We start from the raw sequence: 24177 nt of genomic DNA, 5'->3' as shown, positions 1-24177 counted from the left end.
CCCCTCGTTGCGGCGCGCGTCCCACGCACGCCAGAGGGATCAGCCCGCCTTGAGTTCCAGACGCCGCTTGTGCAGCACCGGCTCGGTGTAGCCCGAGGGCTGCACGCGGCCTTCGAACACCAGATCGCAGGCGGCCTTGTAGGCCACGGTGTCAAAGCCCGGCGCCATCGGGATATAGGCGGCGTCCCCGGCGTTCTGACGGTCCACCACGGCGGCCATCTTCTCCATCACGCCGCGCACTTCTTCAGCCGAGACGACACCGTGGTGCAGCCAGTTGGCCAGATGCTGCGACGAGATGCGGCAGGTGGCGCGGTCTTCCATCAAACCAACATCGTGGATGTCCGGCACCTTCGAGCAGCCAACGCCCTGATCCACCCAGCGCACCACGTAGCCAAGGATGCCCTGCGCGTTGTTCTCGATCTCCTCGCGGATTTCCTCTTTCGACCAGTTGGCGCCTGCGGCCACAGGGATGGTCAGCAGATCCTCAAGCGTGCCACGCGGCCCGCCGGCGGCGATCTCAGCCTGACGCGCCAGAACGTCGATCATGTGATAGTGCAGCGCGTGCAGCGTGGCGGCGGTGGGCGACGGCACCCACGCGCAGTTGGCGCCTGCTTTCGGATGGCCGATCTTCGCCTCGAGCATCGCTTCCATCAGGTCGGGCATGGCCCACATGCCCTTGCCGATCTGCGCCTTGCCGCGCAGCCCACAGGCCAAACCGATGTCAACGTTGCGATCCTCGTAAGAGGCGATCCACGCGGTGCCCTTGATGTCGCCCTTGCGCAGCATCGGGCCCGCTTCCATCGCCGTGTGCATCTCGTCGCCGGTGCGGTCAAGGAAGCCGGTGTTGATGAAGGCAACGCGGCTCTTGGCGGCGCGGATGCACTCCTTGAGGTTCACCGAGGTGCGGCGCTCCTCATCCATGATGCCAAGCTTCACCGTGTATTGCGGCAGGCCGAGCGCCTGTTCGACAAAGCTGAAGATCTCGTCGGCGAAGGCGACCTCTTCCGGCCCGTGCATCTTCGGCTTCACCACGTAGACCGAGCCTTCGGTGGAATTGCGCGGACCGCTGTCCTTGGCCAGATCGTGCTTGGCGATAAGCGTGGTGATCATCGCGTCCATCAGGCCTTCGAAGATCTCCGAGCCGTCTTTCAGCAGGATCGCCGGGTTGGTCATCAGGTGGCCAACGTTGCGCACCAGCATGAGCGCCCGGCCCTTCAGCACCAGTTCGCCGCCGTCCGGCGCGGTGTAGACGCGGTCATCGGCCAGCGTGCGGGTGACCTGCTTGCCGCCCTTCTCGAAGGTGTCCGACAGGTCGCCCTTCATCAGGCCGAGCCAGTTGGAATAGGCCTGCGTCTTCTCTTCGCCGTCAACGCAGGCGACCGAGTCCTCGCAGTCCATGATCGCCGAGATGGCGGATTCCATCAGCACATCAGCGAGGCCCGAGGCATCGTCCTTGCCGATGAAGTGTGTGCGGTCGATGACCAGCTCGACATGCAGCGCGTTGTTCACCAGCAGCACCGCTTCGGGGGACGCCGCATCGCCGCGGTAGCCCGCGAACTGCGCGGGGGTCGCCAGCGGCTTGCCGCCCACCAGCAGCGCGCCGCCCTCGATGGTGTAGCCCGCTGCCTCGGCGTGGCTGCCGCCCGCCACCGGGAAATTCTCGTCGAGGAAGGCCTTGGCCTTGGCGACCACCTCTTTGCCGCGTGCGGCGTCAAAGCCACCCTTCGGCGGGGTCGAGCCCATGGCGTCGGTGCCGTAGAACGCATCATAGAGCGAGCCCCAGCGCGCGTTGGCGGCGTTCAGCGCGTAGCGCGCGTTGGTGATCGGCACCACCAGCTGCGGGCCGGGCACCGAGGCGAACTCGGGGTCGGTGTTCTGGGTCTCGATCTCGAAGTCCGGACCTTCGGGCAGCAGATAGCCGATCTCTTCAAGGAACGCCGTATAGGGCACCAACTCGGGCTGGCCGGGGTTGGCCTTGTGCCATGCGTCGATCTTTTCCTGCAGGGCGTCGCGCTTGGCCAGCAGCGCGGCATTGCGCGGGCCGAACTCATGCGCCAGCTGCGACAGCGCCGCCCAGAACGTATCAGCCTCGACATTGCTGCCCGGCAGGGCCTTGTCTTCGACGAAATTGCACAGAACGGGGTCGATCTGCAGACCGTGGCGTTCGATACGCGCGCTCATGGGGAGCCTCCTTCGGAATCGTGGTTGCGACACGTTTAGGAAACAAGTTTCCGATAGGCAACACGCGTGGTCAGATAAGCTAACCAAATCAAGCCACCGCAGATAGGTTTTGCCAATACTCAAGGGCTGTCATTCGTCTTGAGCTAGGTGACCAAAAAAACACGCTCGCAAGCGATCAGCGCGGCGCCCGTGCCTGCGCTTCACGCCCGGCCAAACTCGCGGACTGCATAGTTTCAGAACAAAGAAGGGCGCCCGCCGCAGCGCACGCCCTCTTTTCATCTTTCCAAAAATACTCGCCTGAGACCGATCAGGCCGCACGCTCCTCGGCCTGTTGCAGTGCCCACAGTTGCGCGTAGCGGCCAGCGCGCGCCAGCAGCGCCTCGTGCGTGCCTTCTTCGACCACCTCGCCCTTCTCCAGCACCACGATGCGGTCGGCGTCGGCGATGGTGGAAAGCCGGTGCGCGATGGTCAGCACGGTGCGCCCCTCGCCGGCGCGGCGCAACGCGGTCTGGATCGAGGCTTCGGTTTCGGTGTCCAGCGCCGAGGTCGCCTCGTCGAGCAGCAGGATCGGCGGGTTCTTCAGCAGCGTGCGCGCGATGCCGACGCGCTGCTTTTCACCGCCCGAGAGTTTCAGCCCCCGCTCGCCGACCATCGTGTCGTAGCCCTCGGGCAGCGAGATGATGAACTCGTGGATCTGGGCGCTTTTCGCCGCGGCGATCACCTCGTCTTCGGTGGCACCGCCGCGACCGTAGGCGATGTTGTAGCGGATACTGTCGTTGAACAGCACCGTATCCTGCGGCACCACGCCGATGGCGCCGTGCAAACTGTCTTGGGTGACGTCGCGCAGGTCCTGCCCGTCGATGCGGATCGCGCCGCCCGAGACGTCATAGAAGCGGAACAGCAGCCGCCCGATGGTGGACTTGCCCGACCCCGAAGGCCCGACCAGCGCCACGCTCTCGCCCGCGCCGACGGTCAGCGAGATGCCCTTGAGGATCTCGCGCTCGGCGTCATAGCCAAAGCGCACCTGATCGAAGGTGACCGCGCCGCCCGACACTTGCAGCTTCGGCGCGGCGGGCCTGTCCGACACTTCGGCGGGCTGGTCCAGCAGATCGAACATCTCGCCCATGTCCACGAGGCTCTGGCGGATCTCGCGGTAGACGGTGCCGAGGAAGTTGAGCGGCATGGTGATCTGGATCATGTAGGCGTTGACCATGACGAAATCGCCGACGCTCAGAGCGCCGTTCTGCACCCCGATCGCCGCCATGACCATCACCGCCACCAGACCGCCGTTGATGATCAGCGCCTGCCCGAAGTTGAGCATGGCCAGCGAGGTCGCGGTCTTCACCGCCGCCTCCTCATAGCCCTGCATGGCGTCATCGTAGCGCTGCGCCTCGCGCGCCTCGGCGCCGAAGTATTTCACCGTTTCAAAGTTGAGCAGGCTGTCGATCGCCTTTTGGTTGGCGTCGGTGTCCTGCGCGTTCATCTTGCGGCGCAGACGCACGCGCCATTCGGTCACCGCGAAGGTGAACCATACGTAAAGCGCAATGGTCACCGCGACGACCACCAGATACCAGATGTCGAAGAGCCAGAAGAGCACGATGCCGACCAGCAGCAGTTCCAGCACCAGCGGGCCGATGGAGAACAGCAAGAAGCGCAGCAGGAATTCCACGCCCTTCACCCCGCGCTCGATGATCCGGCTCAGACCGCCGGTCTTGCGGGTGATGTGGTAGCGCAGCGACAAATGGTGGATATGGGTGAAGGTCTGCAGCGCCAGCTTGCGCAGCGCGCGCTGGCCAACCTTGGCGAAGACCGCGTCGCGCAGTTGCTGAAAGCCGGTGTTGAGGATGCGCGCCATGCCATAGGCCAGCGTCAGCCCCACCGCGCCCAAAAGCAGCGCGGAGGCTTGGCCATCGAGCGAGTCCACCGCCTGTTTGTAGAGCATCGGCGTGCCGACTGCGACCAGCTTGGCGATCACCAGAAGCACCAGCGCGACCACCACGCGGCGCTTCACCCATGCCTGCCCCTCGGGCCACAGGTAGGGCGCGACACGGCGGATGGTGCGCAGGCCCGAGCGGCGTTCGGCGTCGGCAATGGTGGTCTGGTCTGTGTCGGGAGGCATGGCTGGGCTCTCTTGGCTTGGCGGGACCTGCCCTTATCGCGGCGGGCCGGTGAAGGCCAGTGCCGCGCGGCGCACAGGTCCCTGTGCACCACATCCACGGGCGGCTTGGCGGGCAAAGCGCGATTGGCAGAGAACGATAGCTGCGCGGCTCATTCGGGGAAGTCGAAGACCTGTCCGGGGTAGATCAGATCGGGGTCGCGGATCTGCGCCTTGTTGGCCTCGAATAGACGCACGTAGGCCAGACCATCGCCATAGCGCTCGCGCGCGATGGCCCAGAGCGTGTTGCCCGGCTGCACGGTGATCGCGGTGACATCTTCGGCGGCGGCAATCGTCTCGCTCACAGCGGCCAGCTTTTCCGCCGGCTCGCGGCGGAACGGGCTTTCGGCGCGCGCCGTCACTTCGCCGGCGTCATCAACCTGATCGACGCGCAGCGTGTAGGTGCCCGCCTCGACACCGGGCAGCGCCACCTGCCAGCGCCCGTCGGCGGCGACACGCAGCGTGGTGACGGGAGTGTTGTCGAGATAGACCTGCAAGGTCGCCTGCCCGCGCCCGCGTCCCGACAGCGCCACGCCGCCGGTATCGTCATAGGTGATCGCATCAATGGCAACGCCGCCGGGCGCGACCGGCGCCGCGCCCTGCATCACCTCGACCCCCCGCGCATCAGACATCAGCACCGTCGGCGCGGCACTGACGCCGCCGTCGACGCTGGCAAGCTCGGAATCTGCCGCGCCCTCTTCTGGCGCTTCCCCTTCGGCGACCAGCGGTGCACTGGTGCCTGTGGGCGGCGCGAGGATGACCTCCTGCTCGGACTCCACGGTTTCGCCGTTCCACAGCATCCTCAGCCGTAGAACCTGCGCCTCGGTGGATGGGGGCAGATCGAAGAACGCCGCGAACCGGCCATCGCTGCCGACGCGGCTGGAAAGCTCTTCCTTGCCGTCGAGCATCAGAAACACTTCGCTGCCCGGCTCCGCGCGGCCCGCGACGGTGATGAGCCCGCCCGGTTCGGCGCGCACCAGATCGAAGCTGGGGAGACCTGTGCCGGTCTGGTCGGCCTCGCTTCCGGCCGCAGAGGCCGCGTCATCGGGAGCCAAAAGCGCAAGCTCCGTGTCGCCCTGCGCTGCCCCGGCCTCTGGGGTGGCCGCGGCTTCGTCCAGCAGGTCGTCTGAAGTCTCGGCATCGGTCGAGACGCTGTGCTTGGTGACTGTGCCATCTGCCACTGTCGTCGGTGCGCCAGCCTCGGGCTGTGGCGCGCCCACATCCGCGTCCGCCGTCTCTTCTGCGCCTGCGCTGTCCGCCGCTGGGGCCGTGTTTGCGCCCCCCTCCGTCACCGCCGCTATGGCTGGCTCATCCGGTTCGGGCGCCGGTGCTTCGGCAACCGAAGGCGTTTCGGAACTGCCTTGCGGCGTGTCCTGAGGGCCGATCACACCGCTGACGTAGAGCGCGCCGATACCCGCGGCAGCGCCCAGTCCGATCCAGACCCAGAGTTTCTCGTTCATCTTTACATAATCCCAATCACGGCGCCTGTGCTGTCCCTCACGAGCGCGGTTGAGAACCTATAACAATGCCGTTATCACCGGTCAAAACAGCATTTTTTGGATTATCCACATGCCCGTCAAATCTGTCTGCATTTATTGCGGCTCTCGCCACGGCAGCACGCCAAAGTATGCTGCGGATGCCAAAACACTTGGCACCTCCATTGCACAACAAGGCTGGCGGCTTGTCTATGGCGCCGGTGATGTCGGGCTGATGGGAGAGGTCGCGCGCGCCGCTCAGGACGCCGGCGGCGAGACATTCGGGGTGATCCCGACCCACCTTTTGGCGCATGAGGTAGGCAAGACGGACCTCACCCGCTTTGTGATCACCGAGACCATGCATGAGCGCAAGAAAGTCATGCTGATGAACGCCGACGCCGTGGTTCTGATGCCCGGCGGTGCGGGCAGCCTCGACGAGTTCTTCGAAGCGCTGACCTGGCGCCAGCTGGGGCTGCATGCCAAGCCGATCGTGCTGCTGGACACCGAAGGGTTCTGGGAGCCGCTGAAGGCGCTGATGCAGCACGTGGTCGACAAGGGCTTCGCCGAAGCCTCGCTGCTGGATTTCGTGCAGAGCGCCGACAGCCCCGAGGGGGTGATGGACATCCTGAACCGTGAGTTAACGTAAAACATCACGCAAATTAACGACCACAATAGGTTGAAATAAAATAAAAAACGCCGCCATTGTGAGGCGGCGTTTTTCGTTAATTCAAGATTAAAGCCTTCAAGCCGGGGCGAACTCGTCGCGCAGAAGCTTTTCAATCTTGTCGACAGGATGGTTGGTCAGCGTCTTGTCCAGTTCGGCCACCACCTTGTCGGAAACCTCCTTGTGCAGCTTGCCGCGGATCTCGCCAAGCGTCGCCGGCGGAGCCACCAGAACGATCCTTTCGAACATGCCCTTATGGGCTTGCTTGTAGAGGATCTCGGCCACCTCATCGGCAAAACGTTCCTTGGCAAGTTCGTGCCAATCGGTGTCTTGCACCGCGGATTTCTGCCCCGGCCCTCCATCGTGCATGCGGCCCGGACGGTTCGCCGACTGTTCGCGGTCCGAGGGGTTTTCCTGTTCCTCGATGCGCACGACGTTCAGGTCGGGATCCTGCTCGTCGACATCGTTGCGCAGGAACAGCGCTTTTTCGCCGTCCGCCACCAAAACCCAAGTGCCATTGCTGAGAATCGCCATGGTCGTGCCTCCTTACACCTTTTCCTTGTCGCCGCTGCCGTCCTGATCCTGCGCCAGCGGCCGCGTCGCGCCTGCCGAGGTTTCATCCACGCGCTTCTCCTCATCGCGCGTGCCGACCTTGCGGGCCATCTCGCCGCCCTTGCGGCCTTCTTGTGCGGTTGCGCCCGGTGTCTCCGGCTGACCGTTGAGGATCTCAGCGGTCTCGCTGCGCCCGTCCTGCGATCTCTTGCGTTCAGACATAGCGTCCTCCTTTCTTTCTGCTCCGTCAACGCAGCGATGCCCTTTGGCGTTCCGTCGGCAGTTTCACGGACAATCACGAAAAAACGCCCGGCCTCTGAAACAGAGACCGGGCGTGCTTGGCCCATCAGGGCCGCGCGATACTAGCGGCGGCTCAGAGCGACGCTTGGTAGATCTTCTCGATGTTGCTGCCGAGCAGAGCGTTGAAGTCACCGTCCGACTGCTTCTTCGACAGCCCCTCTGCCAGCGCGCGGCTGAAGGAGGCGATCATCTTGGTGTTCTTCGACAGGCGCTCGCAGGCGTCATCGGTGGTGTAGCCGCCCGACAGCGCCACCACGCGCACAACGCGCGGGTGATCGGCAAGACCGTCATAGAGGCCCGGCTTGCTGGGGATGGTCAGCTTGATCATCACGTCCTCACCTTCGGCCAGCGTGTCGAGATGCTTGGCCAGCGACGCCTCGAGCAGCGCCTCGGCCTCTTCCTTGCTTTCCGAATGGATGTTCACCTCGGGCTCGAGGATCGGCACCATGCCCGCGGCGATCACCGCCCGGCCCACTTCGAACTGCTGCGCCACCACAGCCTCGATGCCTTCGGCGTTCGCCTCGTGGATCACCGAACGCTCCTTGGTGCCGAAGATGCCGAAGTTCTGCGCCGCGTCGTTCAGCAGATCCTCAAGGCCGGGCATCGGCTTCATCATCTGCACGCCGTTCTCCTGATCGGCAAGGCCCTTGTCGATCTTCAGGAAGGGCACCACGCCGCGCTTTTCCCACAGGTACTGCGCCGTCGGCAGGCCGTCGATCTCGCCGCGCATGGTGCGCTCGAAGAGGATCGCGCCAAGCACCTTGTCGTTGGTGAAATCGGGCGCGGTGATGATGCGCGTGCGCATCTTGTGGATCTCGCCGAACATCTCCGCTTCGCCGTTGTACTCGTTTTCCTCGACGCCGTACTGCAGCAGCGCCTTGGGGGTCGAGCCGCCGGACTGGTCGAGCGCGGCGATGAAGCCCTTGCCCGATGCCATCTGGTCTTTTTGCTTTGCAAAAACGGCCTTGTCCTGTGCCATGGAGGATCCTCTTTAAGATCAGTAAAATTGCGTTGCCAAAGGCTTAGCCCAATCGCCCGGCATTGGATAGATCGAAGGCGCTGTTTAACGCTACCTTTAGCGCTAGCGGCGAGAGATGCGCAGCCATATGCCGCTGCGCGCCCGCACGGTGAGGAAGGCCACCGGTTCCGGCGTCTTTTCGGGCACGATCTCCAGCTTCAAATCGCGCAGGATCAGCGACAGCAGAAGCACCCCTTCGACCATGGCGAACCCCGCCCCGGTGCAGACCCGCGGCCCGGCGGAAAACGGCATATAGGCATCACGCGCACAGGCCTTGCCGTTCTGCGTGCCCCAGCGCGCGGGATCAAAGCCATCGGGATTGTCCCACAGCCGCGTGTGCCGGTGCTGGTGCCACGGGCTCAGCACCACCTGCGCGCCTTTGGGAAGCTGTCGATCGCGGAAATATTCGGGGCATGTGGTCTCGCGCACCATCATCGGCACCGGCGGATAGAGCCGCAGCGCCTCACGGAACACATCGCGCGAGAGCCGCAGCTTGGCGATATCCGAGAACTCCGGCGTATCGCCAAGCACCTGCGCTTCTTTGGCCAGCCGCGCCTGCCACGCGGGGTGCGCCGCCACAAGCCACAGCGCCCATGCCAGCGCCGAGGCAGAGGTCTCGTGCCCCGCCAGAAAGAAGATCGCCACCTGATCGACCATTTCCTCGGTCGAGAAGGTCTCGCCGGTCTGTGGGTCGCGCGTGGTCATGATCTTCGTCGCCAGATCATCGGGCGCCCGACCCTCCGCGATCTCGGACCGCCTCTGCGCCGTCAGCTCGGTGATCAGCCCGCGAATGCGCTTCGCCGCCGCCTTGGTGCCGCGGCGATGAAACCGCGGCATCCAGCGCGGCAGCGGTAGGAAGGCGGCGAGGTTGAGAATGGGCTGGGTGCGCTGGTAGGCGCGGAACTCGTGGAACACCGCCTGCGCCACAGCATGCTCGATCGGCAGCGAGAAGAGCGTGCGAAAGATCACGTCGGCGGCGGCGTGGCTGGTGTGTTCCTCGATCTCCACCTCGGCGCCGTCCCCTGCCTCGGCCTTCAGGCGCGCCAGCGCTGCCTGCGCCGCGTCCCACATCGCCGGGTAGGTTTCCCGCAGCCGCCCACCCTCGAACGCCGGGTCGATGATCCGGCGCTGCCGCTGCCATGTCTCTCCGTTGGTCAGAAAGACAGACTCGCCAAGCAAAGGCCGCAGCCCTTCGGCGATGCGCCCGGACTTGGGGAAATCCATGGGCCGGTCCTTCAGCACGGTTCTCACCAGATCGGGCTGGTTCACCAGATAGGAGCGGAAGAACGGCGTGCGGAACTCGGCCATCCGCGCCCGGTAGAGCCGCGCGGGCTGGGCCGACAGCAAGTCGGCCCGGAACAGCCGCAGGTAACGCAGCAGCGACACGCGATCGGGTCGGGATTTCGGCTTCGGCGGGATCATGCGGCGCGGGCTGGTTCGGTGTCGGGCGTGGTCGAGGTGAAGCGGTTCACCGGCGCCTCCAGCCGGCTCGCCGAGGGCGGACGCTGCGCGTAGCGCGTGGCGAGCGTCAGCGGCCCCGCGGTTATGCGGAAATAGTCGTAATCGCGCGGCCGGTCGAAGGCGCAGAGATACTGGAAATGCAGCCGGAAGAACCGCCAGCGCAGTTCTTTCCAGCGCGCCGGGCTGAGCGAGCGGGTGAACTGCGCCGAGAACACCAGCGGCCAAAGCTTGCCTTCGGGCGCCACGCCCGAGACCGCCACCGGATCGCACAGCGCAAAGGCGCAGCCGTCGCCGGGCGCAGTAACGTCGATCCATGTGAGTTCGCGGCGGGTCGACAGATACGCAAGGTCCGCCCGCAACCGCCACGCGCCCGGCAGGAATGACACCATGGGCACCACCTGACCAAGGCTGAGGAAGGCCAGCCGCGGCCCCTCTTCGGGCACCTGCCCCGCGCGGATGAGATCGGCGAGGATCGAGACCGCCAGATGCGCGCCCGAACTATGCCCGACCACCAGAACCTCGTCCACATCGTCGCGCAGCGCGGCGGCGATGGTCTTGCCGAATGTCGCCATGCGAGCCTCGAGCTCTGGCGCGTTGGCGCCGCCACTGCGGGCGGAATAGGCGTAGTCGTGCATCAGGTAGTAGGCGAAGATCTTGCCGTCCTTGCGCTGAAACCAGCGCAAGATGCTCCAGAGCGTCGCCAGCGCCAGTCCCCATCCCAGCACCTGCGCCGCGACGCCCAGCCATGGTCCCAGCAATCCCGCCAGCGCATAGACCGCCCAAGCCGCAAGCACGGCCAGCGCCAACTGCAACAGCAACACGCCCACCGGATAAAGCGCCGCGATCACTGGCCCCTTGCGCAGCCGCATCAGCCGAAACAGCGCGCCGGTCGAAATGTAGGTCCACGCGGTCCGCAGCAACTGCCAGTAGGTCGCGGGGATGGAACGCGACATGCTGCCGCGCACGATGTCGGACCAGACCAGCACATCGACATCGGCGGCAACGCGGGCACCGTCCATCTCGGCCGCGACGTGCCAGCCGTAGGGGCCTTTGCTGGTCTTGGCTGTCAGCCCCAGCGCATAGCCCGAGATCGCGCCCTGCGCGGCCCCTTCCTTGCGGTAGAGCTCGCGGTAGCGCCGGGGATGAATGGGATCGTAGCCGGGTATATAGAACACCCGCCTGCGCCGTACCTCTGGCTGCAATGCACTCATACCCCTGCCCCCATGCCTGTCGCGACGATGCCTCTAGCACGCCCCGAGGGCAAGAGTGAGGCCATCGCAAGGCACCCCTCATGGCTTTTCAGACGGGCGGTTCGGCGCGGCCCGAACGGCAACGCCATGCGTATTTGACGAACAAAGAAGCGCTTAGCCGAGTTGCCCCAGCGCCGGGAAGGTTTCCAGCAGCCAAAAGGAGAAGGCCGAGAAGGCGCCGGTGAGCAGTGCAAGCCCCACGGCGACGAGCAGCACGCCCATGATCCGCTCGATGGTCCGCATGTGGCGCTTCATGCGGTTCATCAGGCCCATGGCGCGGCTTAGGAACATCGCGGCCAGCAGGAACGGCAGCCCCAGCCCCAGCGCGTAGACACCCAGCAACGCCGTACCGCGGGCCACAGAGCTTTCGGTGGCCGCCAGCGACAGGATCGCGCCCAGTTGCGGGCCGATGCAGGGCGTCCAACCGAAGGCGAAGGCAAGGCCCAGAAGATAGGCGCCAAACGCCGAGCCGCCCGCCTCGCCCGCGTCGATCCGCGCCTCGCGGTCGAGAAAAGGAATGCGGAAGACATGCAGAAAGTGCAGCCCGAAGATGATCACCACCACGCCCGAGATGCGCGCCAGTAAGATCTGGTTCTGCAAAAAGAACGTGCCCAGCCAGGACGCCGTGAACCCAAGCAGGATGAAGACCGTCGACAGCCCCAGCACAAAGAACAGCGCGGCGATGAAGGCGCGCCAGCGGGCGCTGCCACCAGCCTGCATCTCTTGCAGGCTGACGCCGGACATAAAGGCCAGATACGGCGGCACGATGGGCAGCACGCAGGGGCTGAGGAATGAAATCACCCCCCCGAGAAGCGCCACGAGCATGGCGGGGAGCAGGCTAGCGTCGATGATCTCGATTCCGAACATGCTTTCCGAATAGGCGATCACGCCTGCCGCGTCATCAGACAGCTTGTCACGTCTGCGTTGCCAGATGCCGCCTGATGTTACAGCGCCACGGCCCGGCCGCCCGTCTGTCCGGCCCTCGGCGCCGCATGCCGCTGCGGCAAAAGCAAAACGCCCCGGCGCGTTGCCGGGGCGTTTCCTTGGGTTTCACATCTTGTGGAGCTTGGCGGCTTGTGGAGCTTAGCGGCTCCACCAGCCCCGGCGCTTGGGCTTCGGCGCTTCGTCCTGCACCGGCTCTGCGGCCACGGGCTCAGGCTGGGGTTCCGGCTGGGCTTCCGGCTGCGGCTCGGGCTCCACCGGGGTCTCCTCTGCAGCAGGCGCGCCTTCGGCGGGCGCAGAATCTGCAGGGGCGTCTTCGGCAGCGGGCACTTCCGGCGCCGCCTCGGTCACGGGCTCTGCGGCAGCCTTGGCAGCGGGCGCGGGCTCTTCCGCCACTTCCGCTGCCGCCGTTTCGGCCACGGGTGCGGGCTCTTGCACGTTCTCAGACGCCGCTCCTGCAGGCGCGTCCTCCGATGCCGAGGCACCCGTAGGAGCCTCAGCCGGAGCTTCGGCGGCGGGGGCCTCGGTCACTTCGGGCTCGACCTTTTTGCGGCTGCGCGAGCGGCGAGTGCGCTTGGGCTTCTCGGCCGGCGCTTCCTCGGCAGCGGGCGCTTCGGCCTCTGCGGGCGCGGCATCTTCGGACACCTGCGCCGGTGCTTCGCTGACAGTCTCTGCTGCGGCGGCCTCAGGAGCCTCTGCGGCCTCTGCCGGCGACTGCCCGCCGGAGGTGCCGTCAGCGTCGGACGTCTCTCCGTTCTCGCCGTTCTGCGCGTCCTTGTTCTTCGACCGCGAACGACGGCGGCGGCGGCGGCGCTTCTTCGGCTTGGCGTCGCCATCGTCGGACCCGTTGCCAGCGTCGGCGCCATTGTCACCGCCACTTTCGGCAGCGGACTCGTCCGACGTGCCACCCGTGTCCTGATCTCCGGTCTGGGTCTGGGGTTCGGGCGCGTCCTCTTCGTCTTCGGCGGCCACGTCTTCGTCGACCTGATCCATCAGCGAGGCGGTGGCCGAGACCACCGGCGCGACCACTTCGGGCACATTGCGGGTGGCTGTCTTGAACTTGTCCATGGTGAAGTCGGGGCTGATGAGGTGCAGATCGCCTTCGATGCGCACGGCCATGCCGTAGCGCGCCTCGATCTGAGCCACATGCTCGCGCTTTTGGTTCATCAGGTAGTTGGCGATGCCCACCGGGCATTTCACCAGCACCTCGCGCGAGCGGCGGCGCACGCCCTCTTCCTCGATCTGACGCAGGATGTTCAGCGCCATGTTGTCATCGGAGCGGATCAGACCGGTGCCGTGGCAGGCCGGGCACGGCTGCGTGGTGGCCTCGATCATGCCCGGACGCAGACGCTGGCGCGACATCTCCAGCAGGCCAAAGCCCGAGATGCGGCCAACCTGAATGCGGGCACGGTCGGTCTTCAGCTTGTCTTTCAGCTTCTTCTCGACGGCGGCGTTGTTCTTGCGCTCTTCCATGTCGATGAAGTCGATGACGATGAGACCGGCAAGGTCGCGCAGCCGCAGCTGGCGCGCCACCTCTTCGGCGGCCTCCAGGTTGGTCTTCAGCGCGGTGTCCTCAATCGAGCCTTCCTTGGTGGCCCGGCCCGAGTTGACGTCGATCGCCACCAGCGCCTCGGTGACGCCGATCACGATGTAACCGCCGGATTTCAGCTGCACGGTCGGGTTGAACATGCCGCCGAGGTAGCTTTCGACTTGATAGCGCGCAAACAGCGGCATCGGGTCGAGGTAGTGTTTCACGTTCTTCGCGTGGGACGGCATGATCATCTTCATGAAGTCCTTGGCGATGCGGTAGCCGCGCTCGCCTTCCACGTGAACCTCGTCGATCTCGCGATTGTAGAGGTCGCGGATCGAGCGCTTGATGAGGTCGCCCTCTTCGTAGATCTTCGCCGGCGCCACCGATTGCAGCGTCAGTTCGCGGATCTGCTCCCACAGGCGCTGCAGGTATTCGTAGTCGCGCTTGATCTCGGTCTTGGTGCGCTTGGCGCCCGCCGTGCGGATGATCAGACCGGCGCCCTTCGGCACGTCGATGGTCTGCGCGATCTCTTTCAACTTCGAGCGGTCGGCGGCATTGGTGATCTTGCGCGAGATGCCACCGCCACGGGCGGTGTTCGGCATCAGCACGCAATAGCGACCGGCGAGCGACAGATAGGTGGTCAGCGCTGCGCCCTTGTTGCCGCGCTCTTCCTTGACGACCTGCACCAGCAGGATCTGGCGGACCTTGATGACCTCTTGAATCTTGTACTTGCGCGGGCGCGGTTTGCGCGCCGGGCGAATGTCTTCTTCGGTGTCGTCGTCGGCAACGGACTCGATGCTGTCGTCGGATTTCGACGCGGCCTGATCGTCATCGCTGTCGTCGTCGCCCTCGTCACCCGGGGCCTTCGCCTCGGTTTCGGCCGCGGGCTCGGCGCTCGATTGCTCGGGGGTCGCTACCAGATCGGCCTCCGGCGCAGCATCAGCCGCGTCGCTCGGCTCTTCGACCGGGGTCTCGGCCACGGTCTCCATCGGCGACAGGCCTTCGCCTTCGCTCGGCTCGACGGTGTCGTCGCCAAGGTCGATGGTTTCCATGCCCGTAATGTCCGAGGACACTTCCGACACTTCGCCGGTCACCGTCTTGTCGTCGGTGCTGGCCTTCTCGGCCTTGCTGCGCGAGCGCGAGCGGCGGGTGCGCGAACGCGAGGATTTCGAGCGCGACTTTTCCTTGTCGTCGTCGTCATCCTCTGCGGCGAGCGCCGCCTCTTCCTCCATCAGCGCCTGACGGTCGGCGACGGGGATCTGGTAATAGTCGGGGTGAATCTCGGAGAACGCGAGGAACCCGTGGCGGTTTCCGCCGTAGTCCACAAAGGCGGCCTGAAGCGACGGCTCGACCCGCGTGACTTTCGCGAGATAGATATTGCCTGCTAGCTGGCGCTTGTTTTCCGATTCAAAGTCGAATTCCTCGACCTTGTTTCCGTCGACCACCACAACGCGGGTCTCTTCCGCGTGGGTGGCATCGATGAGCATTTTCTTTGCCATGTTTTCCGTATGCACGGCACATGCGCCAAGGGCCCGGGCGGCGCCGGGCTGCGTGGGGATGTGGCGTGGCTTGTCTGGGCGCTGAGCGGCGCGCAGGCACGGGAAGACAATCTGTCTTCGCCCGGGTGCCTCACTTGCGTCGCGCGCGTCATCGCGTTTCTTCTCCGACACCCCCGCCGCAGTGCGCGTCGGGGTGCCTTGTTGCGGCCCGGAGCGTTGGATGTCCGGACGGTGTACTCGGCCTTGCGGCCTGATCGGTCTGCCCGGGGTCCCTGTACGGACGGCTCCGGAGCAGCGAAACTCTTTGGCTTTTGGCGAAACTGCAGTGCGGTTACCGGCTGTGGATAACCATGTGCGAAACGCAATTGCCTGACAGGTAGCATAGGGGCATCGCGGCCCCAATGACAATATCCAATATGACGCGCGCATGAATTCCCCGGCCTTAATTTTCGGGCCTTAATTCTCGGGCGCCCTGCCCGATGCCTGCGGAATGCCTCCCGGGCGATCTTCCTCCCACCTTTCATCTTTCCACAAATACTCCTGCGGCCCATCCGCTGGCACCTTGCGCGAAGCACGGCCATCGCTGCGGGCCCCACTCAGTATTTGGTATACCATTCATATTGACCTCGCGTCGTGCAGGGTATTCAACTCGTCCGGGTGGCCCGGGCACGCAGGCTCGCGCCAGGACGAGGAGGATATGATGACAGGAAGAAACAGGCTCAAGGCGCGGCTCAAGGCCGGTGAAACGGTCACCGCGGCATGGTTCGAGCTGGGCTCGCCCGAGGTGGCGGAGCTGCTGGTCTACAGTGGCTGGGACGTGCTGGTGATCGACTGCGAGCATGGCAGCGCCGGGCTTGAGGCGGGGCTGAACCTGCTGCGCGCGGTCGAAGGCGCTGGCGGCGAGGCGGTGATCCGCGTGCCAGACTCTTCGGAGGCGACGCTGAAGCGCGCGCTGGACCGTGGCGCGCGCTCGATCATGGTGCCGATGGTGCACAGCGCCGAGATGGCGCGCGAGATCGCGTCTTTCTGCCTTTACGCCCCGCGCGGCCGCCGCGGCTATGCCGCGCCCATCGTGCGCGCCACAAACTGGGGCAACCTGCCCGGCTATGCCGCGATGGCGCATGAGGAACTGCTGATCATGGCGCAGGTCGAACACGTCGACACTGTGGCCGAGGTCGCCGAGATCGCCAGCATCGAAGGCATCGACATGGCCTTCGTCGGTCCCAACGACTTTGCCGCCTCGATGAACCACCTTGAAGACATGGATCACCCCGAGGTCCGCGCAAAGATCGAAGAGGTCGAGCGCACCGCCACCGCCAATGGGCTGATGCTGGGCACGATCACCGGCGTCGCCGGGCCGGGCCGCAGCTATTCGGAACTGCGCGAGGCGGGCTATGGCTTTATCGTCGGGCCGAATGACGTCGGCCTGCTGGCCGGGGCCGCCCGCGCCGCCAAGGCGCAGGCCGCCAAAGAGCTGGGCGAGGAGACCGCAGAAGCCGCCCCGCTGCCGTCTTACTGATCAGTCGAAGGCCTTCAGACGCTTGATCAGGGCGGAGGTGTCCCAACGGCCGCCGCCCATCGCCTGAACGTCCTTGTAGAACTGATCCACAAGCGCCGTCACCGGCAGCGAGGCGCCGATCTCGTCGCCGGTGGCAAGGCAGATGCCAAGGTCCTTGCGCATCCAGTCGACCGCGAAGCCATGGTCGAACTTGTCGTCCAACATAGTCTCGAAGCGGTTCACCATCTGCCACGAACCGGCCGCACCGCCGCCGATCACCTCGACAACCTCGCGCCCGTCGATGCCCGCCTTCTCGGCGAAAGCCAGACCTTCCGACAGGCCCTGCACCAGACCAGCGATGCAGATCTGATTGACCATCTTGCACAGCTGGCCCGCGCCGCTCTCGCCAAGGCGCTTGCACAGCTTGGCATAGGCGTCGATCACCGGCGCCGCGGCATCGTATTGCGCCTGATCACCGCCGCACATCACCACAAGTTGGCCGTTCTCGGCTCCCGCCTGCCCGCCGGAGACCGGCGCGTCGATGAAGCCAAAGCCCTGATCCTTGGCGATGGCCGAAAGCTCGGTCGTCACCATCGAAGACACCGTGGTGTGATCGACAAAGATCGCGCCCTCTTTCATTCCGGCAAACGCGCCGTCTTCCCCGGTGCAGACGGCGCGCAGATCGTCGTCGTTGCCAACGCAGGACATGATGAAATCGGCGCCTTCGGCGGCCTCGCGCGGGGTGGCAGCGCTGGCACCGCCAAACTCGGCGACCCATTTTTCGGCCTTGGCCGCGGTTCGGTTGTAGACCGTCACCTCATGACCGCCCTTGGCCATATGCCCGGCCATCGGGTAGCCCATCACACCCAGACCCAGAAATGCGCATTTCGCCATGGATCAACCTCCTGTTACGATTGTTGTTGCGGGAGTTGTCGCGCCTCACCCGGCCCTTGGCAAGGGGGCGGGTCTTGGGTAAGCCCGTCGAAAGCCGAAAGACGCGGGACAGATCATGGCACTTATCTTCCGATGGCTCCTCAGGCTCGTCAGCACGGCGATCCTGTTGGCGGTGATTGCCGTGGCGCTGGTCTATTACCTCGCCTCGCGCTCGCTGCCCGACTACGACAAGACGCTGGCGGTCTCGGGCACCACCGGCGACATCGAGATCGTGCGCGACAACGCGGGCGTGCCGCATATCTTTGCCCCGGTGGATCGCGACGTGTTCTTCGGTCTGGGCTATGCCCACGCGCAAGACCGGCTGTGGCAGATGACGCTGCTGCGCCGCACGGTGCAGGGCCGGCTGTCAGAGCTGTTCGGTCGCCGCACCGTGGAGACCGATACGCTGATGCGCCGGCTCGATCTCTACACCCACGCCGTCCGCTCGGTGGAGGCGCAGGACGCCGAGACCCGCGACGCGCTCGAAGCCTATGCCGCCGGGGTCAACGCGCGCATTCAGGAGATCAACGCCGAAAGCCTTGGGCGCGGCGCGCCAGAGTTCTTCATCTTCAACGCACCGATCGCGCCGTGGCAGCCGGCTGACTCGCTGGCGGTGGTCAAGCTGATGGCGCTGCAGCTTTCGGGACAGTTCCGCGACGAGATCCTGCGCGCCCGAACGTCGCTCGCCCTGCCCGATCCCGAGATGATCCGCGACATCCTGCCCGATATTCCCGGGCCGGGCGTGGCCGAACTGCCAGCCTATGCCGCGCTCTTTCCCGGCAAGGCCCTGCCGCAATATGCCAGCGCCTCGCCCCCGCGCCCGGCGCTGATGCCCGTGGCCGAGCCCGGCCTTGCCGGGGCCTCGAACGCCTGGGCCGCAGCCCCCGACCGCTCCGCCGGGGGTGGCACGCTGCTGGCCAACGATCCGCACCTTGGCTTCACCGCCCCGTCGACGTGGTATCTGGCGCGGCTGCAACTGGCGTCGGGCGACGTGATCGGCGCCACGATCCCCGGGGTGCCCGCCGTCATGCTGGGCCGCTCCGAGCATGTCGCGTGGGGCCTGACCTCGTCGTACCTCGACGATCAGGACCTGCACATCGAAGAGCTCGACCCCGAGAACTCCGAGCGCTACCGCACGCCCAATGGCTTCAAGAGTTTCCGCACCCGCCGCTCGATCATCAACATCAAGGACGAAGCCCCGGTCACGCTGACCCTGCGCTGGACCGACAACGGCCCCGTGCTGCCGCGCCGCGCCTTTGATCTCGACCAGATCACCCCGCGCGGCGACGTGGTCTCGCTCAGCTGGACCGCGCTCAGCAACGAAGACAGTTCGATGACCGCCGCCATGGGCCTGATGCGGGCGCAGAGCGTGGACGAGGCACTTGCGGCCAGCGAGGCCTTCGTCGCACCGTCGCAGATGCTGACGCTGATCGACGATGAACACGTCGCGATGAAGCTGATCGGTGCCATGCCCGAACGCGATCCGAACCACCAGACCGAAGGTCGCATGCCCAGCCCCGGCTGGATCGAGGCGAACCGCTGGCAGGGCATGTTCCCCGCCTCGCAGAACCCCGTGTTCAAGGATCCAAGGGGCGGCATTCTCGGCAACACCAACAACAAGATCATCGACCGCCCCTTCCCCGAGCATGTCAGCTTCACTTGGGGCGATAGCCAGCGGGTGATGCGCTGGAGGGCGCTGATGCAGGGCCGCGAGGTGCACACCCGGGACAGCTTCATCGAGGCGCAGCTCGACACCGTCTCGCCCGCCGCGCGCACGTTGCTGCCGCTGATCGGTCGCGATCTGTGGTTCACCGGCGAAGCCGCCCCCGAGGGCACGCCGCTGCGCCAGCGCGAACGCGCGCTCGATCTACTGGCCAACTGGAACGGTGAGATGAACGAGCACCTGCCCGAGCCGCTGATCTACGCCGCGTGGCTGCGCGCCCTGCAGGACCGTCTGATCCGCGACGAGATCGGACCGCTGGCGGATGCCTACACCCATGTCGATCCGCTGTTCATCGAGCGCGTCTTCCGCGACATCGACGGGGCCGGACGATGGTGCGACGTGCTGCGCTCTGCCCCGATCGAAACCTGCACCGACATCGCCCGCATGGCGCTTGATGACGCGCTGGTGTGGATCGACGAGCGCTACGGCACGCAGTTGGAAAGCCTGCGCTGGGGCGATGCGCACCAAGCCACCCACAAGCACAGCGTTCTGGGCGACGTGCCGCTGCTGAATTATTTCGTGAACATCCGCCAGACCACCTCGGGCGGCGATTTCACCCTGCAGCGTGGCGTCACGGCGGGCAATGGTGCCGATCCCTTCGCCAATGTGCATGGCGCCACCTATCGCGGGGTGTACGATTTCGCCGATCCCGACAGTTCGGTCTTCATCATCGCCACCGGCGAGTCGGGCCACCTGCTGTCGCGCCACTATGACGACATGGGCACGCTGTGGCGGCGCGGCGAGTACCTGCCGATGTCGCTGGACGAGGAGCTTGCCCGCGCCGCATCGGTTGGGGTGACGCATCTGGTCAAACCGTGACCGGTGGCAGCCGGCTCACACGGCCCGAGGCGCAGGCGCTGGCCCGCGCCGCACTGGCCGAGCAGCGACCGGGTTTCGCGTACGGGCTTGGCTGCCTGAAGAACAAGGACCGGCCAATGCGCGCGCAGGTGTTCTGCGCGGCGCACCCCGACGAACACCTGGTGGTGAAAGTCTACGCCCCGGCGCAGCACGAGACAGCCCGCGCGCAGGCCACCCGGCAGCGCGCCGTCGCCGCGCAGATGCAGACCGGGCCGTGGCGCTGCCCGGAAGTGCTGTTCTTCGACGAGGCGCGGCTGGTTCTGGGGATGCGTTACGCGCCGGGACCCAACCTTGCCGAGCTGTGGCCCCGTATCCCTCTGGCCAAGCGCGAGGTGCCCCTTGTGGCCGCCGGCTGCTGGCTTGCAGCCTTGCACCGGCCCACGCTTGTGCCCCGCAAGCTGCGCCCGCGTGGCCAAGTCAACTGGCTGGAGGCGCAGCTTCAGGCCGCGCGCGAGTCCGATACCGGGTTTGCGGAGTGCGAGAATTTCGCCTTTGCCCTCGGGTCCCTGCAGGACCTGTTTCCACAGGCCCGCGGGCGCATGGCCACCCGCGCTGTCACCCACCGCGATCTGCACCTGTCAAATCTGGTGAGCGCAGAGGGCGCGCTCTGGGGGCTGGACCTTGAAAACGACCAGCCCGACCAGCCCTATCGCGATCTGGTGGGCCTGCTGGTCGACGCGCTGGCGCGCAGCCCGGCGCCCGATCCGCGGCGCTTTGGCGCGGCGCTGGCGCGCGGCTATGGCGACAGCGTCACCGATCCGCTGGCGCGGCTTTTCCTGCAGCGCGCCTATGCTCTGGGGGTGTGGTGCCGCACGCCCGTCGAGCCGTCACAGCATCAGCGCGCACGCCTTGAGGCGGCGAAGATGATCCTCGCCGCCGACACACCGTTGCTTTGAAGGAAGCAACGTCCTTCGCAGGACGTCGCGACATGTCTGCAAGAGGGCGGCCCTAGATCGTCTCGAACTGAGCGCGCTCCTTGGCCGACCAGCGCAGGTGCAGAAGATAGCCATCCTCGTCCTGCTCTTCGCCCAGCACCAGCCCCTTGTCGAACAGCCACGCACGGCGCTTGCCCTCGTTGAAGCCAAGCCGCACGTCCTCGTCCACCGAGGCGCCCTGCAGCTTTTCGGTCACCGCTTCGAGAAGCTCCTGAAGCCCCTCGCCGGTCAGCGCCGAGACGGCAAAGATGCCCTCGTCGCGTGACGCCCGCGCCAGCGCGGCGTCATGCTCTTCGGCCTCCAGCCGGTCGATCTTGTTCCAAACCTCGATCTGCGCCACGTCCTCGGCCACGCCAAGCGAGCGCAGGATCGCGTGCACGTCCTCGGCCTGCTCTTCGGTGCCCGGGTGCGAGATGTCGCGCACGTGCAGGACGATGTCCGCGGCCAGCACCTCTTCGAGCGTGGCGCGGAAGGCCGCGACCAGTTCCGTCGGCAGGTCAGAGATGAAACCCACCGTGTCCGAGAGGATCACGTCGATGCCGGTCGGCAGCTTGACCGCGCGCATGGTCGGGTCGAGCGTGGCAAAGAGCATGTCCTTCGCCATCACCTCGGCGCCGGTCAGGCGGTTGAAGATCGTCGACTTGCCCGCGTTGGTATAGCCCACCAGCGCGACAATCGGATACGGCACCTTGGCACGCGCCTTGCGGTGCAGAGCGCGGGTTTTCACCACCTTGTCGAGCTGCCGGCGCAGGCGCACCAGCTGCTCGTCGATGGCGCGGCGGTCAGCCTCGATCTGGGTTTCGCCGGGGCCGCCGACGAAGCCGAGCCCGCCGCGCTGCCGTTCAAGGTGGGTCCAGGCGCGCACGAGGCGGGTGCGCTGATAGCTCAGCGCCGCCATCTCAACCTGCAGCACACCTTCACGGGTGGCCGCACGGTCCGAGAAGATCTCGAGGATCAGCCCGGTCCGGTCGAGCAGCTTTACCTTCCACTCTTTTTCCAGATTGCGTTGCTGCACCGGCGTCACCGGGCCGTCGACGAGCACCAGCTCGACCTCGGCCTCTTTGATCCGCTCTTTCAGTTCGGCGATCTTGCCGGAGCCGAAAAGCGTGCCGGGGTGCGGGTCGCGCAAAGGCACGACTTCGCCCCCCACGACCTCCAGGTCGGGGAGAGCGGCGGCCAGGGCCACACCTTCTTCAAGCGCCATCTCCGCATCGCGGCGATCGCGGTCTGACTTGATGTCGGGGTGCAGGACCCAGGCGCGGGTCACATGCGTGTCATGTTCGTTCAAGCGTTATCGTCGCCATCATAGAGGTTGATCGGCTGCGACGGCATGATGGTCGAGATCGCGTGCTTGTAGACAAGCTGCGATTGGCCATCCCGGCGCAGAAGGACGCAGAAATTGTCAAACCAGGTGATAACACCCTGCAATTTCACACCGTTGATAAGGAAAACCGTGACCGGAACCTTGGTTTTCCGAACGTGATTAAGAAATGCGTCCTGTAGATTTTGTCTGTCCGAAGCCATTAAATTAGCCTTTTTTTCTTGCCTTTGCCGCTCTGGGGCACTCCCTCGTTCCGGGCGAGTATGGAGTGCAAGTGCCGGAACTTCCAGAGCAAAAATTTCGCCTTTTCGGCAGCCCCCCGCAAGCCCCCCCGCAAGCCCCGCGCAAACGCTTGTGATCGTGGCGTCAGTCGCGCCAGATATCCGGCGTCAGCAGCACGATGATGCCCAAGACTTCCAGTCGCCCCAACACCATGGCCGCCACGAACAGCCCCTTGGCCGCATCGCCCATCTCGCTCAGCGGCACCGGCTGTTCGGCGGCGGCGCGGATCAGCGGCCCGCAGTTGGTCAGCGCGGCCACGGTGGTTACCATCGCGTTTTCGAAATCCAACCCCGACAGCGCGAAGAGCAGGGAAAAGGCCGCGATGGTCATGGCAAAGAGCATGAAGAACACCCAAGCCACGAACGCCCCCTGCCGCCGGATGCGCCGCGCCATGACGCCCGAGCGCCCCAGCGAATGCGGGTGCACCAACCGCTCCATCTCGCGCACGCCCGCGAGGTAGAGCGCATAGATTCGCAGCAGCTTTACCCCGCCAGCGGTGGTCGCCACGCCGCCGCCCATGATCGCCAGCCCCATCAGGATCACCCCCGGCGTCTGCAGCCCCGACCAGCCGCGCACCGCGGCCCAGTCGGCGCTTTGAAACCCGGTGGTCGACAGGAACGACAGCGCGGTGAAGAGGCCTCCCCAAAGCGCCCGCACGCCCGCGGTGAGATCAGTTTCGGCGCCAATGTCGAAGGCGCCGATCCAATGCCGGAAAAACAGCGCCACGGGCAGCAGGAAGATGATCAACAGCCCCAGCCGGAACTCTGGATCGTTCTGCAGCCGCGAACCGGCGAGCCCTTTGGTGTCGCCGGAAAACGTCAGTCGCGACAGCGCGAAGAAGAGGAAGAGGAAAACGAGCATTTCGCCCGCCATGCCGCTCTGCGCCTGCTCCGGCCCGCCCACCGGCGAGATGCCCGAGGTCGACAGCGTCGACATGGCGTGGCTCAGCGCCACGATTGGCTGATCGCCCGCCATCATCAGCATGATCCACAGCGCCAGCGTCAGACCGGCGTAGATCGGCACCAGCACCCGCGCCGAGGCCGACAGGCGCTGCGCCGGGTCCGACGTGTCGCGCCGCGCCGCACCGGCGTCGACGCTCTGACCCGGCTCGCCCGAGGCGGTCACCTCGAAGCCGCCCAGCGTCAGCGGCGCCAGCAGAGCCGCAGAGGTAACCCAGATCAGCAGCCCGCCAAGCCAGCCCACCTGCGCCCGCCACAGGTGCTCGGCGATGGAAAGCCGCTCGGGCGCGAAAAGCGTGGCGCCGGTGGTGGTGAAGCTCGACACCATCTCGACGTAGGCGTTGAGGAAGGTCGTGGTGCGCACCGCCTCGTGGAACGGCACCGCCAGCACCGCGGGCAGCAGCAGAAACGCGCCAAGAAGCGCCAGCAACTGCCGCGAGGCGCTGCGGTAGTGCGTCCGCGTCGACTGCGCGATGGTGATCAGGCTGGTCACCACGAGGCCGACGACCCCGGCATAAAAGAAGCTGCGCGCGTCGTGGAATTCTTCCGCCGCCAGCGCCACTCCCGCAGGGATGATCATCGAGGCGCTGGCGATCCCCGCCAGAAGCAGCAAAAGAGGCGTGCGGGCGAGCGAGATCAT

The 24177-nt window shown here is 65.8% G+C and carries 18 protein-coding genes; 4 read left to right on the top strand and 14 right to left on the bottom strand.

Annotation, left to right across the window (positions count from 1 at the left end; genetic code table 11):
* Positions 1-39: 39 nt before the first annotated feature.
* The 3 genes from ACXAJT_RS00395 to ACXAJT_RS00385 form a co-directional block, all read right to left on the bottom strand.
* Complete coding sequence (locus tag ACXAJT_RS00395) at positions 40-2181, bottom strand: malate synthase G (protein WP_475231775.1); 2142 nt, start codon at positions 2179-2181, stop codon at positions 40-42.
* A 307-nt stretch (positions 2182-2488) separates the two neighbouring features.
* Positions 2489-4300, bottom strand: coding sequence for an ABCB family ABC transporter ATP-binding protein/permease (locus ACXAJT_RS00390; protein WP_475231771.1), 1812 nt, complete (start codon positions 4298-4300; stop codon positions 2489-2491).
* Between the two features lie 149 nt (positions 4301-4449).
* Positions 4450-5796 (bottom strand): LysM peptidoglycan-binding domain-containing protein, encoded by a 1347-nt coding sequence (locus ACXAJT_RS00385; RefSeq protein WP_475231768.1) that lies wholly within the window; start codon positions 5794-5796, stop codon positions 4450-4452.
* A gap of 109 nt (positions 5797-5905) precedes the next feature.
* On the opposite strand from ACXAJT_RS00385, the gene ACXAJT_RS00380 reads away from it, so the two are divergent.
* The gene (locus tag ACXAJT_RS00380) at positions 5906-6457 is read left to right on the top strand and encodes an LOG family protein (RefSeq protein ID WP_475231766.1); all 552 of its coding nucleotides are present in this window, start codon (positions 5906-5908) and stop codon (positions 6455-6457) included.
* A gap of 96 nt (positions 6458-6553) precedes the next feature.
* On the opposite strand, the gene ACXAJT_RS00375 is transcribed toward ACXAJT_RS00380, so the two are convergent.
* The 7 genes from ACXAJT_RS00375 to ACXAJT_RS00345 form a co-directional block, all read right to left on the bottom strand.
* Positions 6554-7009, bottom strand: a complete 456-nt coding sequence (locus tag ACXAJT_RS00375; RefSeq protein WP_475231764.1) for a baeRF12 domain-containing protein — start codon at positions 7007-7009, stop codon at positions 6554-6556.
* A gap of 12 nt (positions 7010-7021) precedes the next feature.
* Positions 7022-7249 carry a hypothetical protein gene (locus ACXAJT_RS00370; protein ID WP_475231760.1) on the bottom strand — a complete coding sequence of 76 codons (228 nt, stop codon included), beginning with the start codon at positions 7247-7249 and terminating at the stop codon, positions 7022-7024.
* A gap of 151 nt (positions 7250-7400) precedes the next feature.
* Positions 7401-8306 (bottom strand): fructose bisphosphate aldolase, encoded by a 906-nt coding sequence (locus ACXAJT_RS00365; RefSeq protein ID WP_475231758.1) that lies wholly within the window; start codon positions 8304-8306, stop codon positions 7401-7403.
* A gap of 102 nt (positions 8307-8408) precedes the next feature.
* Positions 8409-9767, bottom strand: a complete 1359-nt coding sequence (locus ACXAJT_RS00360) for a cytochrome P450 (protein WP_475231756.1) — start codon at positions 9765-9767, stop codon at positions 8409-8411.
* A complete protein-coding gene (locus ACXAJT_RS00355) occupies positions 9764-11017 on the bottom strand; it encodes a hypothetical protein (RefSeq protein ID WP_475231754.1) in 1254 nt (417 codons plus the stop codon). The genes ACXAJT_RS00360 and ACXAJT_RS00355 overlap by 4 nt, the downstream gene beginning before the upstream one ends.
* A gap of 153 nt (positions 11018-11170) precedes the next feature.
* Positions 11171-11923, bottom strand: a complete 753-nt coding sequence (locus ACXAJT_RS00350) for a cytochrome c biogenesis CcdA family protein (protein ID WP_475232741.1) — start codon at positions 11921-11923, stop codon at positions 11171-11173.
* Positions 11924-12139: 216 nt separating this feature from the next.
* Positions 12140-15028: an Rne/Rng family ribonuclease gene (locus ACXAJT_RS00345; RefSeq protein WP_475231752.1), complete on the bottom strand. Its 2889-nt coding sequence runs from the start codon at positions 15026-15028 to the stop codon at positions 12140-12142.
* Positions 15029-15728: 700 nt separating this feature from the next.
* Here ACXAJT_RS00345 and ACXAJT_RS00340 point away from each other — a divergent pair.
* Complete coding sequence (locus tag ACXAJT_RS00340) at positions 15729-16547, top strand: HpcH/HpaI aldolase family protein (RefSeq protein ID WP_475231750.1); 819 nt, start codon at positions 15729-15731, stop codon at positions 16545-16547.
* Here the strand turns inward: ACXAJT_RS00340 and ACXAJT_RS00335 are convergent, their stop codons facing one another.
* On the bottom strand, positions 16548-17420 hold the full coding sequence (locus ACXAJT_RS00335) for an NAD(P)-dependent oxidoreductase (protein WP_475231748.1): 873 nt from the start codon (positions 17418-17420) through the stop codon (positions 16548-16550).
* 115 nt (positions 17421-17535) lie between these two features.
* Between ACXAJT_RS00335 and ACXAJT_RS00330 the strand changes: the two genes are divergently transcribed.
* Both ACXAJT_RS00330 and ACXAJT_RS00325 read left to right on the top strand, forming a co-directional pair.
* Positions 17536-20001, top strand: coding sequence for a penicillin acylase family protein (locus ACXAJT_RS00330; RefSeq protein ID WP_475231746.1), 2466 nt, complete (start codon positions 17536-17538; stop codon positions 19999-20001).
* Positions 19998-20936 (top strand): aminoglycoside phosphotransferase family protein, encoded by a 939-nt coding sequence (locus ACXAJT_RS00325; protein WP_475231744.1) that lies wholly within the window; start codon positions 19998-20000, stop codon positions 20934-20936. Before ACXAJT_RS00330 ends, ACXAJT_RS00325 begins: the two co-directional genes overlap by 4 nt.
* A gap of 52 nt (positions 20937-20988) precedes the next feature.
* Here ACXAJT_RS00325 and hflX read toward each other — a convergent pair whose 3' ends face one another.
* The 3 genes from hflX to ACXAJT_RS00310 form a co-directional block, all read right to left on the bottom strand.
* Complete coding sequence (hflX, locus tag ACXAJT_RS00320) at positions 20989-22242, bottom strand: GTPase HflX (protein WP_475232739.1); 1254 nt, start codon at positions 22240-22242, stop codon at positions 20989-20991.
* Positions 22243-22259: 17 nt separating this feature from the next.
* Positions 22260-22499 (bottom strand): RNA chaperone Hfq, encoded by a 240-nt coding sequence (gene hfq, locus ACXAJT_RS00315; RefSeq protein WP_066100377.1) that lies wholly within the window; start codon positions 22497-22499, stop codon positions 22260-22262.
* A gap of 163 nt (positions 22500-22662) precedes the next feature.
* A complete protein-coding gene (locus ACXAJT_RS00310; RefSeq protein WP_475231742.1) occupies positions 22663-24177 on the bottom strand; it encodes a TrkH family potassium uptake protein in 1515 nt (504 codons plus the stop codon).

It is taken from the genome of Salipiger sp. ABF4_146 (assembly GCF_056161345.1).
This window is presented reverse-complemented; position numbering and strand designations above follow the sequence as displayed.